The organism is Rhizobium sp. CFBP 13644 (assembly GCF_014842165.1).
GTDB lineage: Bacteria > Pseudomonadota > Alphaproteobacteria > Rhizobiales > Rhizobiaceae > Agrobacterium > Agrobacterium tumefaciens_C.
On record NZ_JACYVF010000001.1, the window covers coordinates 760,879 to 774,759 of the forward strand.

Genomic DNA, 13,881 nt, shown 5'->3' on the forward strand with positions numbered 1-13,881 from the left:
AAGTCAGAAGATTGACTGGAGATAAGTCGGAACGATTCAGGAAAATTCCGAGTGTGCGTGATGCCGCGCTGGGTTGCCCTAGTTCTGTTTTTTCATGGCAGATAACACCGGTGGAAGCCCTGCTGGCCTATTTGCAGAATGATTTTAAAGGAATGATGGAAAGAGAGCACCTCGCTCCGCATAAGCGAACCGTCATAAATACGGTTTATCTGACAGAACATCATCACGAATTCGATGTGGATACCACCGAAGAAACTCTGTCTACGCAGTTTCTGGACGCCCGTAAACGTCATGACGCAATGTGCTTTCGAACAAAACGCATGATGACTGATGATGAGCCGACGCTATTCGTCCTAGCCAAATCAAAGGCCTCTGCCGACCAGCAGGCGGAAATCGAATCAAGGTTGCGTCACTTCAACCCTGCCAAAGACTTTCGTGTCCTCACCCTTGAAACACCTGATGTTGAAGGCGATTGGCGTGGAAGTGACGAAAGTTGGAATGCAGCATTTTCTGATGTGACTTTTGACAGGAACTTGAAGCCCGCAGAAAAAGCATGGGCGGTTTATGTCAATGCGAAGTGCCAGGTGGTCCGTTTTGCTGAACACGTTAAGAAAGGCCGTTTCTGACAAAGTCTTTCTCACCCCGGCTGGTCATTTGAAACCAAGGTTGCGACTCCCACGCACCATAGACAAAACGTCGTGACGAAATCCTGGATCTGCCTTTCTTCGGCCAAAACACTCTCCCTATAAGCGACGATGGAAAATCTCGAGGCTTATATCCCTGAAGACGTCGGCTCCATGCTGGTCATGGCTGTTTTTGCGGTCATCGCCATCTGGCTGGTGATGTTTGTCGTGCGCAAGCTCATCGGAATTGCGCTGCTCGCCGCCGTCGTCATCGGCGGCGTGATGGTCTGGCAAAACCCGGCAGTGCTGGGAACCGCGCAAGATACCGCCATGCGCTATTATGACCAGTGGCATGATGGCGGAAGGTCGGATGACGGCCAGCGGCGGTGGTAACGCCCGGAGTGCAAGCGACGGGTCAAACCTAAAGGCGAACGGAGCTACGGCTTATCGATGAGCTTTTGCCCAGCGTAAGTTCCAACAAAAGCCCCAACAAAGGCTGCTATCCCTGTCAGCAAAAAAGAAGCACCTAGGCGCTGCGCGCCCCATACTGCTGCAGCAGCGAAAACACCTCCGAGGAGATTGGCTAGAAGCGCTTTCATCTGGACCTCCACTGTTTGTGCCATGATAATAGGCCGTCTTTCAGACATCGGCAATTGAAGCTCGGGTACCCGGCCTTGCAAAGTCATTTGGGGGGCAGCTCCACTAACCTTTTAACGGGTCTGTCCCGGTTTCCGCCATCGCTCCGAGCTTGGAAACGTCCCCGCTGGTCAAGGCTTCAAGATTGGCTTCGATCTTGTCGAGAGGCCAGTCCCACCAGGCAAGGTGTAGAAGCTCTTCGATCATCTCTTCTGAATACCGCATGCGGATGACCCTTGCCGGGTTTCCACCGACAACGGCATAGGGCGGCACGTTGCGCGTCACCACCGAGGCTGCTGCAACAATGGCGCCGCTGCCAATGTGGACGCCCGGCATGATGGCCGCGTTCTGGCCAATCCACACATCGTGGTCGACAATGGTGTCCTTGATGGGCAAATCCTTGTAGCCGAATGTCTCTGGCTTGAAGATGCGGAATGGGTAGGTCGTGAACCCCGTCATGGGGTGGTTGGCAGAGCTGGTGATGAAATAGCTGCCTCTGGCAATCTGCACGAATTTGCCGATGACAAGCCGTTCACGGACCCCATGACCGAGAAAAGGCGCAAGGATCGCAGCCGTGTCCTCCAGCTTTCCAGAATGCGTGTAGTAGCTGAAATCACCGATTTCCATGCGCGGATGATCGATGACGTTGTTGAGATAGATCGTCTCTGTGAACACGGTGCCATCCGGCAAGGTAATGGGATGAACAGCCTTGGCGTTGAGAAGAGCCATGTGAGCCTCCCTTCTGATTAATGGGGACAGCCTACTGGCCGTGGCCGCGCCTATCCATCCTCAGCGGCATATGGCTTCGATGAATAAATGTGATGGCAGAATTTGGGATGCGGCAGGCATGGAAAACTAAGAATTCCACCTCCCGCGCAATCTCATTCGTTGATATCGTGTCGAATACGCGGAAAATGGGATCATCCCTCCCCTTTATGCGTTAAGCCGCTGCTGCGGTCGTCGCGCTATTATGGAATGCAAACATGTCCTCTTCTTCCTCAACGGCTCAAAGGCCGTTTTATACGTCTTTCGGCTTTCAGGTTTTTGCCGCCATGGTCGTCGGTCTGGTGCTGGGTTATATTGCCCGCCAGATGGGCGCGACCGAGGCAGGGCCGAACTGGCTGGTGCAGACGCTGGCTACTATCGGAACGATTTTCGTGCAGCTTTTGCGGGCCTTGGTGCCGCTATTGATCTTCACTGCGATTGTCGCCTCCATTGCCAATTTGCGTGAGCTGAACAATGCAGCCCGCCTCGTCTGGCAGACGCTGTTGTGGTTTGCGATCACAGCGCTGATTGCGGTTCTGATCGGCATCACGCTGGGTCTCGTCATCCAGCCCGGCATCAATTCGGGCGTAGCGGTCACCGCCGCTGCGGTTCCGTCCAGCACGGGTTCGTGGCTTGATTTCCTCAAAGGGCTTATCCCTGCCAACCTGCTTGGCCTTCAGGCATCCACCAAGATTACACAGGGCGGCGCCACCACCGCACTCAACTTCAACGTCCTGCAAATTCTGGTGATTTCGATCGCGGTCGGTATCGCTGCCTTGCAGGTGGGTGAAAAGGCAGAGCCGTTTCTCGCCTTCAACCGCTCGCTGCTGGCCATCACCCGAAAGATCCTGTGGTGGGTCATCCGCCTCACACCCATCGGCACCATCGGCCTGCTGGGCAACGCGGTTGCGGTCTATGGTTGGGAGGCTCTCGCCTCGCTCGGCTGGTACTCGGCGGCCATCTATATCGGCCTCGCCCTCGTGCTGTTTGTGGTCTACCCGGTGATCCTCACCCTGAATGGCCTCAACCCGGTACGGTTCTTTGCAGGCGCATGGCCAGCCATTCAGCTCGCCTTCGTGTCCCGCTCCTCCATCGGCACGCTGCCTGTGACTGAGCAGGTCACCGAGCGCAATCTCGGTGTGCCGCGTGAATATGCAGCCTTCGCCGTGCCGCTCGGCGCAACCACCAAGATGGATGGATGTGCTGCGATCTATCCGGCGATCTCGGCAATCTTCGTCGCCCAGTTCTACGGCGTCCCACTTGGCATTCAGGAATATGTTCTGATCGCCTTTGTCTCCGTGCTGGGATCGGCAGCAACAGCGGGGCTGACTGGCGCCACCGTCATGTTGACGCTGACACTCTCCACGCTCGGTCTGCCATTGCAGGGTGTCGGCTTGTTGCTGGCAGTCGATCCGATCCTTGATATGGGACGCACCGCCGTCAATGTTGCGGGTCAGGCGTTGATCCCAACCATTGTGGCAAAGCGTCAGGGCATTCTGGATCAGGCAGCCTATGACCGTCAGGAAGGCATTGACGGTCTGGACCCTGCGCAAGCCGCAGCGTAAACCACCTTCAAACACAAAACCCGCCGGTTGCCCGGCGGGTTTTTGAATTTTACGGAGTTGGTAGCCGCTCTTAGAATTCCTGCCATTCGTCGCGGGATTGCGCCACCGCCGTATTGCCGCTGAAGGCGCGGGCAACATTGCCCATCATCTTGCGAACGGGCGATGCAACAGGTGCGGAACGTGGCGTAGCAGCCGCAGGGCGGGAAGGCTGAGCCGAGTAGGATGCCATCTGGCCGCCCTCGTCACCCAGGCGGAAACGTCCGACCAGCGACACAAGGCTTTCCGCCTCGCTGCTGAGCTTATGGGTCGCCGCAGAAGTTTCTTCCACCATCGCAGCATTGCGCTGCGTAACCTGATCCATCTGGTTTATGGCAAGGTTGACTTCGTTGAGGCCAGTCGACTGCTCTTTCGCGGAAGCGGCGATGGAGTGGATGTGGTCGTTGATGCTGAGAACGCGGGTCTCGATTTCGCTAAGCACTTCGCCCGTGCGCTGAACAAGCGTCACGCCCTTGCCCACTTCCTCGCCAGACTTCGTAATCAGAGCCTTGATGTCTTTGGCTGCGTTGGCAGAACGCTGAGCAAGCTCACGCACTTCCTGCGCCACAACCGCAAAGCCCTTGCCCGCTTCGCCTGCACGCGCGGCTTCAACACCGGCATTCAGGGCCAGAAGGTTGGTCTGGAAAGCAATCTCATCGATGACATTGATGATCTGGCTAATTTCTTTCGACGCCTGCTCGATGCGTCCCATCGCAGACACCGCCTCACCCACGACCTTGGCAGACTGCGCTGTCTTTTCCTTGGTCTCGGTCACCATGGAGCTGGCTTCCTGCGCGCGGTCGGTCGAGTTGCGAACAACGGCGGTAATCTGGTCCAGCGCGGCGGAGGTTTCCTCCAGAGCTGCAGCCTGCTGCTCGGTGCGCTTGGACAGATCATTGGCGGCAGAGCGCAATTCATTGGCATTGCCGTTGATGCTGCCCGTGCTGCCGCGAACTTCGGACATCGTGTCCTTCAGCTTGTCAAATGTCTCGTTGACATTGGCCTGGAGCTTCGCAAACACGCCATGGAAGTTGCCGTTCATGGTCTGGGTCAGGTCGCCATTGGCCAGGCTTTCGATCACGCGGCCGGTTTCCGTCACGCCGCGATCGACGCTCTCCATCAGCGCGTTGATGTTCTGCGCGAAGCGGTTGAGAGCCTCGTCGCCATAGTCCTTGTTGATGCGCGACGTGAAGTCTCCAGCCGCTGCGGCGCTGACGATATCAGCCATGCTGGCCTGCAACTCGTCGCTGTTGGCGCGCATGGACATTTCCTGCGAAGACTTGCGGCGCGCTTCTTGCCCGTTGCGCTTGAACACCTCAACCGCAGCCGCCATTTCGCCAATCTCATCCTTGCGGTCGAGATAAGGGACTGCCGTGTTCAGGTCGCCTTCGGCAACGGCGTTCATCACATTGGATACTTTGAGAATAGGGCCGCTGAGTTCCTTGGATGCAATATAGACACCGAAGGCAGCGCCAGCCGCTACTCCGGCCACCGTCACAAAGGCAACGACGAGGAAGATGAACTGGCTGAAGGCCTCGATCTCAGCCTTGACAGCATCCAGAGACTTGAGGTCATCCTTGACCACGGCGTCGATCTCGGCCTGGTAGGCCTTGCGGTTTTCGCGGTTCGCTTCATTGTTGCCCTGGGTATTGGCATCCTGCGGGCTGACTTCGCGGCCAAGTCGCGCCGTTTCCGTGCGGAAGGTGCGGAATTCGGCAAAGCGTTTTTCGAGGTTGGCGAATTGTGCGGCCTGCTCTGCGGGCACCTGTGGCTTCCAGGCGTCGAGCAATTTGCTCATATCATCAAGATTTTTCACGATGCCATCGGCAAACTTTGAAGCGGCGGCAATGTCCTTGGCGCCATAGACGCCGCGAGATTCCATAACAACCGCTGTGACCAGACGGTTCAATTTCTCACCATGAAGTGCGCGGTCAGCAACAGCATCCAATGCGATTGTCTGCGTGTGATATTCTCTAACTGCATAAATCGCCAGGCCGCCGATGGTGCAAGCAACAAGGCTTAACAGCCCGACCAGAAGATTGATCTTACCGCGTATTTTCACTTTCTACTCCCTTTTCAGACCCCACCCCCCAAAAAGCCAAGAAACGCCCCCGCGAAGATAGTTCAGCATGACAACGTTTAATCAGTTTCCATTAAAAAAGGATTTCCAATACTATACGCGAAATCACCCATAGGTTGCCGTTGGTAACGACCGCACCCAAACAAGCGACGCTGGCTCCTCTCCTGACGCCCTACACGCTCCGGGAAGGATGCCGTTCAGCAATTGACTTTATGGCGCTTAAGCCCTTATAAGCCCGCACGTCTGGGCGTTTGCCGCTTGTGCAATCATTCCTGGGCGAAAAACGAAACGCTCTTGTCCCATAAGGGGCAAAGTCAAGAAGGGCCGCACCCCGCGGTATTAAATAAATGTCTAAGCGTACTTTCCAGCCATCCAAGCTTGTTCGCAAGCGTCGTCATGGTTTCCGTTCCCGCATGGCAACTGCCGGCGGTCGCAAGGTTCTGGCCGCTCGCCGCACACGCGGCCGCGCCCGTCTCTCGGCCTAAACCGGCCACAGCCCGATGAAAGTCGTGGCACATGACGCATGAGAAAAAAATACCCGGTCGGTTGAAAAACCGACCGGAGTTTCTTGCTGTTCAGGCAGGGGAAAAGAGGCGAGGCAGCACATTTCTTCTGGAAGTGCTGGATCGCAAACAGCCGGAAACCGAGCCCAGGGTCGGTTTTACGGTCACAAAACGCCAAGGCAATGCGGTTGAACGCAATCGTATGCGCCGTCGCTTGAGAGAAGCCGTCAGGCACTCCGCAGGGTTTGCAATGAAACCCGGACATGACTATGTGATTGTCGCCCGAAGGGACGTACTGAAAACCGAATTCGCCGTACTGGAACACTTGCTCACAGAGCGGATCGAAGGACGAGCGAAATCCGGACGCCCCCGGGAGACCCGCTCCAGGAAAGAATGATGGAAAAAAACCGCAACTACTTTATCGCGATAGGCCTTTCGGTTGTCATCGTGCTTGCCTGGCAGTTCCTCTACATGAACCCGCGCATAGAGCAGCAGCGCCGCGCCGAAGAGGCTCGACAGGCGCAGCAGGCCACGCAGCAGACAACAACGACCAATGCAGCACCCGGCACGGACGCCGCTCCAGCAGGCACATTGCCCGGCGCAACCGGCCAGCAGGCAGCCACGGTTTCTCGCGAGGAATCGCTGACGAAATCGCAGCGCGTCGAAATCGACACCAACGCCGTTCAGGGCTCCATCAGCCTCACTGGCGCGCGTCTGGACGATATCCGCCTCAAGGAATACCATGAGACCGTGGATGACTCGAGCCCGCTGATCACGCTGTTTTCTCCGTCCGACACCCGTGACGGCTATTTCACAGAGCTTGGTTATATCGCGGGTGAAGCCACCGCAGGTTCCGCTCCCGGTCCTTCCACGGTCTGGACTGCACCTCAAGGCGCAAAGCTGACCGAGACGACGCCTGTTACGCTGACCTTCACCAATGATGTCGGCGTTGTCTTTACGCGCACGCTCGCGATTGACGATCACTACATGATCACCGTCACAGACAAGATCGAGAACCCTGGCCAGGCGCCAGTGTCATTCTCGACCTATGGCCGCATCACCCGTAACAACAAGCCGACAACGCCTGCCGTCTTCGTTATTCACGAAGGCTTCCTGGGCGTGGCTGGTACAGAAGCGGGCCTGACGGAAGACACCTACAAGAACATCGAGGAAAAGCCCGTTACGCTGCCTAAGGCTATGGGCGGCTGGCTTGGCATCACCGATAAGTACTGGGCCGCAGCCATCGTCCCCCCGCAGAATGTTGCGGTTGAAACGCGCTACTCGCACTTCACAGACGGTCAGCCGCGCTATCAGGCCGACTACCGCAGCGATGCCATGACTGTGGCACCGGGTCAGTCCATCGAGCTGAAGAACCTCGTCTTTGCAGGCGCCAAGGAAGTTCCGCTGGTTGACCGCTATGAGACGCAGTACAGCATTCCGAAGTTCGACCGCCTTATCGACTGGGGCTGGTTCTACTTCATCACCAAGCCGATGTTCAAACTGATGGATTTCTTCTTCCGTTACTTTGGCAACTTCGGCGTCGCCATTCTCATGACCACCATCGTCGTGAAGCTTCTGTTCTTCCCGCTGGCCAGCAAGCAATACGCTTCCATGGCCAACATGAAGCGCATGCAGCCGAAGATGGAAGAGCTCAAAGCCAAGCATGGCGATGACCGCATGGCCATGCAGCAGGCGATGATGGCGCTCTACAAGGAAGAGAAGATCAACCCGGTGGCCGGTTGCTGGCCGATGCTGTTGCAGATCCCGGTCTTCTTCGCGCTCTACAAGGTCATTTACGTCACCATCGAAATGCGGCATGCGCCGTTCTTCGGCTGGATCCATGACCTGTCTGCGCCGGACCCGACCTCGCTGTTCAACCTGTTCGGCCTCCTGCCTTACGATGTTCCGCACTTCCTCATGATCGGCGTCTGGCCAATCATTATGGGCATCACCATGTTCATGCAGATGCGTATGAACCCGACGCCTCCAGATCCGACACAGGCGATGATCTTCACCTGGATGCCGCTGATCTTCACCTTCATGCTGGCGTCGTTCCCTGCCGGTCTCGTCATCTACTGGGCCTGGAACAACACGCTCTCCATCTCCCAGCAGGCCCTCATCATGAAGCGCCACGGCGCCAAGATTGAGTTGTTTGACAACCTCAAGAGCCTGTTCAAACGAAAGCCGGTGGAAACCAAATGACCAGCGAAATCAAAGGCGGCCAACCGGCAACGGAAAAGCCGCTCTTCGGACGGCCCTGGATTTTCATTCGTGGCGTTCCCGCCATGAAGTTCCTGCCGCCTGAAGGTCCGCCTGAAATCGCCTTTGCCGGACGTTCCAACGTTGGCAAGTCTTCGCTCATCAACGCGCTCGTCGGCCATAAGGGGCTGGCGCGCACGTCCAACACGCCGGGCCGCACGCAGGAACTGAACTACTTCGTTCCTGAGGGCTTTTCCGGCGAGCCGGGCGATATGCCTCCCATGGCGCTTGTCGACATGCCGGGTTACGGTTATGCGCAGGCTCCCAAGGACCATGTGGATGCCTGGACCAAACTGGTGTTCGATTATCTGCGTGGTCGCGCCACATTGAAGCGCGTTTACCTGCTGATCGACTCGCGCCACGGCATCAAGGCCAATGACGAGGACGTTCTGAAGATCCTCGACAAGGCCGCGATCTCCTACCAGATCGTGTTGACCAAGACCGACAAGATCAAGGATGTAGGCGTTCCACGCGTCATCAATGAAACGTTGGAAAAAATCCGCAAGCGTCCAGCGGCTTATCCGGAAGTTCTGGCGACATCGTCGGAGAAAACCTCCGGGCTAGATGACGTCCGTGCAGAAATCTGCAAGACCGTCGGCATCAAGTAAGATCGCAAGCAATTAAGATCCAAAAGAGGTGCGCCAGTCGCACCTCTTTTTTTATGTTTGCTTAGGCTGCGTTCAAGCCAGTAAATATGACACCCACACGAGTGACGCCACCGCCAGCAGCCGCCAGAAGCTGACTGAGCCCCAAAGGCCTGCGAATAGCCTTAGGATGCCCGACAGGCCGTTATGCCGCCGCTGTGTTCGCCTTACCCCATCGCGCCCGGCAATGGCGCCATAGGCCGAATAAGCGCGCTGGTCATTATGCTGGGTCTGGGAAAGATTGTCCTGCCAGCGGCGCACGGTCGCGGCAAACTGGCGGTCTGTCTTTATGCGTTTGGCAAGTTCGGCATTCGCGGCCTCACTCAATGCGCCGAGCACATATTCGCCCGCCAGCACCTCGTCATTCAAACCGCTTTGTTTCTCCCGATCTGGCAAGGTCATTCGCCAAACAACTCCCGGCTGTCATGCAAAATCGATATCATGGCAATGCATCGGCTCTCTCCACCCGACGCATCCATGGCCTCCATCTGTTAAGCTGTGCCGATTGGTGGTTGTTGTCAATCGGATTGGCTTGCCTTGATGTGACAGGGTTTGAATTTTCTGCAAGCGATGGGCTCTGCGTTGTTTCATCTGTCAAAAACTTGGGCTAAAAGCGCGACAATCAACGACGAGGATCTTTCCCATGGCGTCTTCCGAAAGCGAAATGCAGGCCCGGCTTCTGGCGCAGGCCCTGCCCTTCATGCAGAAATACGAAAACAAGACCATCGTGGTGAAATATGGCGGGCATGCCATGGGCGATTCAAGCCTGGGCAAGGCCTTTGCCGAGGATATCGCCCTTCTCAAGCAGTCCGGCATCAACCCCATCGTCGTCCATGGCGGCGGACCGCAGATCGGCGCGATGCTGAGCAAGATGGGCATCGAATCAAAGTTCGAAGGCGGCTTGCGCGTCACCGATGCCAAGACCGTCGAAATCGTTGAAATGGTTCTGGCAGGCTCGATCAACAAGGAGATCGTCGCCCTCATCAACCAGACTGGCGAATGGGCCATCGGCCTGTGCGGCAAGGATGGCAACATGGTCTTTGCCGAAAAGGCGAAGAAGACCGTCATCGATCCCGACAGCAATATCGAGCGCGTTCTCGATCTTGGCTTCGTGGGTGAAGTGGTTGAAGTCGACCGCACGTTGCTCGACCTTCTGGCAAAGTCCGAAATGATCCCCGTGATTGCGCCGGTTGCTCCGGGCCGCGATGGCGCGACCTACAACATCAACGCCGATACGTTTGCTGGTGCCATTGCCGGTGCGCTGCATGCCACCCGCCTGCTGTTCCTGACGGATGTTGAGGGCGTTCTCGACAAGAACAAGGAACTCATCAAGGAACTTACGGTTTCGCAGGCGCGGGCGCTCATCAAGGACGGCACGATTTCCGGTGGCATGATCCCCAAGGTCGAGACCTGCATCGAGGCCATCAAGGCGGGTGTTCAGGGCGTTGTCATTCTCAATGGCAAGACCGCCCACTCGGTTCTGTTGGAAATCTTCACCGAAGGTGCCGGCACCCTCATCGTTCCCTGATTCAAGAGAACAGCAATCCCAGGATGCCGCTGACAATCAGCAGGCATCCTGCAAGCTCCATGGCGTTGACCCGTTCCCGAAACAGGAACCACGACGCCATGAAGGTAAAGATCAGTTCGATCTGGCCAAGCGCGCGGACATAGGCCACCTGTTGCAGCGTCATGGCGGTGAACCAGCAGGCAGAGCCGATCACCCCGGCAATACCAACCAGCGCCGAAGACCGCCACGTCACCAGCACCTGCACGATCTCAGACCTGTCCTTCCACGCCATCCACACCAGCATGTATACGGTCTGAAACATGGTGACGCATGCGAGCGTCACGGCCGCAGACATGATCGGCCCGGCCCCTTCAAGAGACAGCGATGCGCTGCGGTAAGCCACGGCTGAAACGCCGAACATGCCGCCTGATGCAATTCCGATCAACGCCGTGCGGCTGGTCATCGCCGTCAAAGTGTTTCGCCAGGATAATGGCATCCGCGCCACGGAAATCGTCATCACACCAAGGACGCCGACCAAAATGGCGCCGATGGCACCGGCATTGAGCTTTTCGCCCAAAATGACAAAGCCGAACAAGGCTGCCTGCACCGGCTCCGTTTTGGAATAGGCCGTGCCGACTGCGAAATTACGCAGCGAAAACAGGTGCACCAGCATCATCGTCGCATAGATTTGTGCCAAGCCACCGACGACAGCCCACAGGAAAAAGCCTGTCGTGAAGCTCGGCAAGACCTCGCCCATTCCCAGATGCAGAAAGAGCACATAGGCAACCGCAATCGGAAAGCCGTATCCGAACCGAACGAAGCTTGCGCCGCGGGTGCCGAGCGACCCCTGCAATTGCTTTTGCAATGCGGAGCGCAGGTTCTGCATGAAGGCGGCGGCGATGGTGATGGGTATCCAGAGTTCCATGCCTTTGGTTATCACGCCCGCACTGACGCTCCAAAGCCCGGAAAATGGCGTAAGTGTCGCCTTTTCGATTTTCTTTGGGCTGGCGACAGGGCATAACAGGCCCATGAGCACGAAACCGAAGAACGCACCGAACCCCGCCGAATTTTCCCATGTGACCGAGTGGGTCTTCGATCTCGACAACACGCTTTATCCGCATGAGATAAACCTGTTTTCGCAGATCGACAAAAACATGACGGCTTACGTGGCCGAGCTTTTGCAGCTGGAGCCCGACGAGGCGCGCAAGCTTCAAAAGCAGTATTATCATGAGCATGGCACTACGCTTCAGGGCCTGATGATCCATTATGGCATCGATCCGGATGCGTTTCTGGAGCGCGCCCACGCGATCGACTATTCCGCCCTGCTGCCAAACCCGGAACTGGGCGAAGCGATCAAAGCCTTGCCGGGGCGCAAGTTCATTCTGACCAATGGCAGCGTGCCGCATGCGCAGGCGGCTGCCGGGGCGCTGGGCATTCTCGACCATTTCGAGGACATCTTCGACATTGTTGCCGCCGATTACCTGCCAAAGCCAGCCAGCGCGACCTATGAGAAATTCGCCGCCCTTGCCAAGCTTGACACGACCAAGGCTGCCATGTTCGAGGACCTGCCGCGCAATCTGACGGCGCCCAAAGCTCTGGGCATGAAGACGGTGCTTCTGGTGCCGCGCAATCTCGAAGGCATTGTCATGGAGCGCTGGGAAATTCCTGCGACCAGCGACGACCACATTGATTTCGTGACCGATGATCTGACCGGCTTTCTGAAAGCGCTGCCCGGCACGTGACATCAGGAGGTTACCGATTTGTCATGCACATTACTGATGTTTAAGTAGCGAAAGTGGCATGAGATGACTACCTTTCAACCAGGGACAGCATTTGAAAGGTATAGACCATGACAATCAGAAAATTCGCTTTTACGGCGCTTGGCGCGGCTTTGGTCCTGAGCACCACAGCCCCGATGTCCATGGCAGCACCGCGTGGCCCTGGCAAGGATGGCCCGCCCATGCGCCCTGAACTGGCCTATGTCTATCTGCTGAAAACAGCCGATACGAACAAGGACGGCAAGATTTCCAAAGAGGAGTTTGCCGCACGTCAGGACGCGTTGTTCACACAGATCGACGCGGACAAGGACGGCACGGTGACGCCGAAGGAAATGCGGGACTTCCGCAAAGCCCGGATGGATGAGTTCCGTGCCGCCAACCCACGCCCGGAGCGTGCGAAGATGGAAGGCAGTGAAGGCAAGAAGGCTGGACCTGAGCATGCCGAGCGCGACGGCAAGGGCCATGAAGGCCGCAAGCACGAGGGCCGCGAAGGTGGCAAGCGTCCCGGTGGCCGGATGAATGCGATGTTCGCCATGGTCGATACTGATGGCAACGGCCAGATCAGCAAGGCTGAATATACAGCGGCCGGTGAAAAGATGTTTACCCGTCTGGACAAGAACACCGACGGCGTCATCAGCATCGACGACATGCCGGACCGTCCGTTCATGTAATTTTCTAAACATCTGAGAAGCAAAGCCCGCCTCGTGCGGGCTTTGTGCATTCTGGTATTTGCGCTTCTCACAAGCGGGCTTCGTGCTATATCAGGACATGATTATCTGAAGGATATGTTCGTGAGCGCCGCCACCCTCCTTGCCTATGCCACCGCCCTCTTCATCGCCGCCGCCATACCGGGGCCGGGCATGACGGCGATTGTGGCGCGGGCGCTGGGCTCCGGCTTTCGCGAAACCTTCTTCATGGGGCTTGGGCTGGTGCTGGGCGACATGGTCTATCTGACCGCCGTTATTCTCGGCCTCGCCTTCGTTGCGCAGACCTTTCAGGAAGCCTTCATGGTTCTGAAAATCGCAGGTGCTGCCTACCTTCTTTACATTGCTTGGAAGCTCTGGACGGCGGGCCTTCTGCCGCAGGATCTTCAGGCAAAGAAAAGCACCAGCATCGGCATGTCCTTCCTGTCAGGCCTGCTGATCACACTTGGCAACCCCAAGACCATGCTGTTTTACGTGGCGCTGGTGCCGACGCTGATCGACATCCGCATGATCGGCAGCACAGAGTATGTCACCCTGCTGGCGGTGACGTTTGTTGTGCTGATGGCGGTGCTCATTCCCTATATTCTGCTGGCTTCCAAAGCCCGGGCGCTGTTGAAGCGACCCAGTGCACTTCAAATCCTCAACCGCACGGCTGCCGGAATTCTGGCTGCGACAGCCGCCATGATCGCAACCCGGGCGACTTGAGGCAATCATTCTACAAGTACCAGAAATTGTAGAATGCCATGCTGGACACAAGCCAATATAAGCACTCCCATTCTCT

Annotated in this window: 16 protein-coding genes; 11 read left to right on the forward strand and 5 right to left on the reverse strand. The window is 56.9% G+C overall.

All coding sequences use genetic code 11. From position 1 onward, the window contains the following. The first annotated feature begins 53 nt into the window (after positions 1–53). Together IFT53_RS03595 and IFT53_RS03600 are read left to right on the forward strand one after the other, a co-directional pair. Positions 54–626 (forward strand): hypothetical protein, encoded by a 573-nt coding sequence (locus tag IFT53_RS03595; protein ID WP_192063313.1) that lies wholly within the window; start codon positions 54–56, stop codon positions 624–626. A gap of 129 nt (positions 627–755) precedes the next feature. Then, positions 756–1,016 carry a hypothetical protein gene (locus IFT53_RS03600; RefSeq protein WP_192063312.1) on the forward strand — a complete coding sequence of 87 codons (261 nt, stop codon included), beginning with the start codon at positions 756–758 and terminating at the stop codon, positions 1,014–1,016. Positions 1,017–1,060: 44 nt separating this feature from the next. Here the strand turns inward: IFT53_RS03600 and IFT53_RS03605 are convergent, their stop codons facing one another. Further along, positions 1,061–1,222, reverse strand: a complete 162-nt coding sequence (locus tag IFT53_RS03605) for a hypothetical protein (protein ID WP_192063311.1) — start codon at positions 1,220–1,222, stop codon at positions 1,061–1,063. Between the two features lie 103 nt (positions 1,223–1,325). Further along, positions 1,326–1,988 carry a CatB-related O-acetyltransferase gene (locus IFT53_RS03610; RefSeq protein ID WP_192063310.1) on the reverse strand — a complete coding sequence of 221 codons (663 nt, stop codon included), beginning with the start codon at positions 1,986–1,988 and terminating at the stop codon, positions 1,326–1,328. 254 nt (positions 1,989–2,242) lie between these two features. Between IFT53_RS03610 and IFT53_RS03615 the strand changes: the two genes are divergently transcribed. Continuing rightward, positions 2,243–3,589, forward strand: coding sequence for a dicarboxylate/amino acid:cation symporter (locus IFT53_RS03615; RefSeq protein WP_192063309.1), 1,347 nt, complete (start codon positions 2,243–2,245; stop codon positions 3,587–3,589). A gap of 70 nt (positions 3,590–3,659) precedes the next feature. Here IFT53_RS03615 and IFT53_RS03620 read toward each other — a convergent pair whose 3' ends face one another. Next, positions 3,660–5,687, reverse strand: a complete 2,028-nt coding sequence (locus tag IFT53_RS03620) for a methyl-accepting chemotaxis protein (protein ID WP_192063308.1) — start codon at positions 5,685–5,687, stop codon at positions 3,660–3,662. A gap of 365 nt (positions 5,688–6,052) precedes the next feature. On the opposite strand from IFT53_RS03620, the gene rpmH reads away from it, so the two are divergent. The 4 genes from rpmH to yihA are packed head-to-tail and all read left to right on the forward strand — an operon-like array spanning position 6,053 to position 9,075. Next, positions 6,053–6,190, forward strand: a complete 138-nt coding sequence (gene rpmH, locus IFT53_RS03625; protein ID WP_042616368.1) for a 50S ribosomal protein L34 — start codon at positions 6,053–6,055, stop codon at positions 6,188–6,190. Between the two features lie 31 nt (positions 6,191–6,221). After that, positions 6,222–6,605 carry a ribonuclease P protein component gene (rnpA, locus tag IFT53_RS03630; protein ID WP_042616367.1) on the forward strand — a complete coding sequence of 128 codons (384 nt, stop codon included), beginning with the start codon at positions 6,222–6,224 and terminating at the stop codon, positions 6,603–6,605. Further along, on the forward strand, positions 6,605–8,410 hold the full coding sequence (gene yidC, locus IFT53_RS03635) for a membrane protein insertase YidC (protein ID WP_192063307.1): 1,806 nt from the start codon (positions 6,605–6,607) through the stop codon (positions 8,408–8,410). The genes rnpA and yidC overlap by 1 nt, the downstream gene beginning before the upstream one ends. Further along, positions 8,407–9,075, forward strand: a complete 669-nt coding sequence (gene yihA / locus IFT53_RS03640; protein ID WP_192063306.1) for a ribosome biogenesis GTP-binding protein YihA/YsxC — start codon at positions 8,407–8,409, stop codon at positions 9,073–9,075. Before yidC ends, yihA begins: the two co-directional genes overlap by 4 nt. 72 nt (positions 9,076–9,147) lie before the next feature. Here yihA and IFT53_RS03645 read toward each other — a convergent pair whose 3' ends face one another. Beyond that, positions 9,148–9,513 (reverse strand): hypothetical protein, encoded by a 366-nt coding sequence (locus IFT53_RS03645; RefSeq protein ID WP_192063305.1) that lies wholly within the window; start codon positions 9,511–9,513, stop codon positions 9,148–9,150. Between the two features lie 241 nt (positions 9,514–9,754). Here IFT53_RS03645 and argB point away from each other — a divergent pair, with 241 nt between their 5' ends. Further along, on the forward strand, positions 9,755–10,639 hold the full coding sequence (gene argB / locus IFT53_RS03650) for an acetylglutamate kinase (RefSeq protein WP_042616363.1): 885 nt from the start codon (positions 9,755–9,757) through the stop codon (positions 10,637–10,639). 1 nt (position 10,640) lies between these two features. Here argB and IFT53_RS03655 read toward each other — a convergent pair whose 3' ends face one another. Continuing rightward, the gene (locus tag IFT53_RS03655) at positions 10,641–11,543 is read right to left on the reverse strand and encodes a DMT family transporter (RefSeq protein ID WP_192063833.1); all 903 of its coding nucleotides are present in this window, start codon (positions 11,541–11,543) and stop codon (positions 10,641–10,643) included. 103 nt (positions 11,544–11,646) lie between these two features. Here IFT53_RS03655 and IFT53_RS03660 point away from each other — a divergent pair, with 103 nt between their 5' ends. The 3 genes from IFT53_RS03660 to IFT53_RS03670 all read left to right on the forward strand — a co-directional run bounded on the left by IFT53_RS03660 (position 11,647) and on the right by IFT53_RS03670 (position 13,805). After that, entirely contained in the window at positions 11,647–12,360 is a 714-nt protein-coding gene (locus tag IFT53_RS03660) for a pyrimidine 5'-nucleotidase (RefSeq protein WP_192063304.1), read from the forward strand. A 107-nt stretch (positions 12,361–12,467) separates the two neighbouring features. Beyond that, entirely contained in the window at positions 12,468–13,067 is a 600-nt protein-coding gene (locus IFT53_RS03665) for an EF-hand domain-containing protein (protein WP_192063303.1), read from the forward strand. A gap of 120 nt (positions 13,068–13,187) precedes the next feature. Further along, complete coding sequence (locus IFT53_RS03670; protein WP_192063302.1) at positions 13,188–13,805, forward strand: LysE family transporter; 618 nt, start codon at positions 13,188–13,190, stop codon at positions 13,803–13,805. Positions 13,806–13,881: the final 76 nt, after the last annotated feature.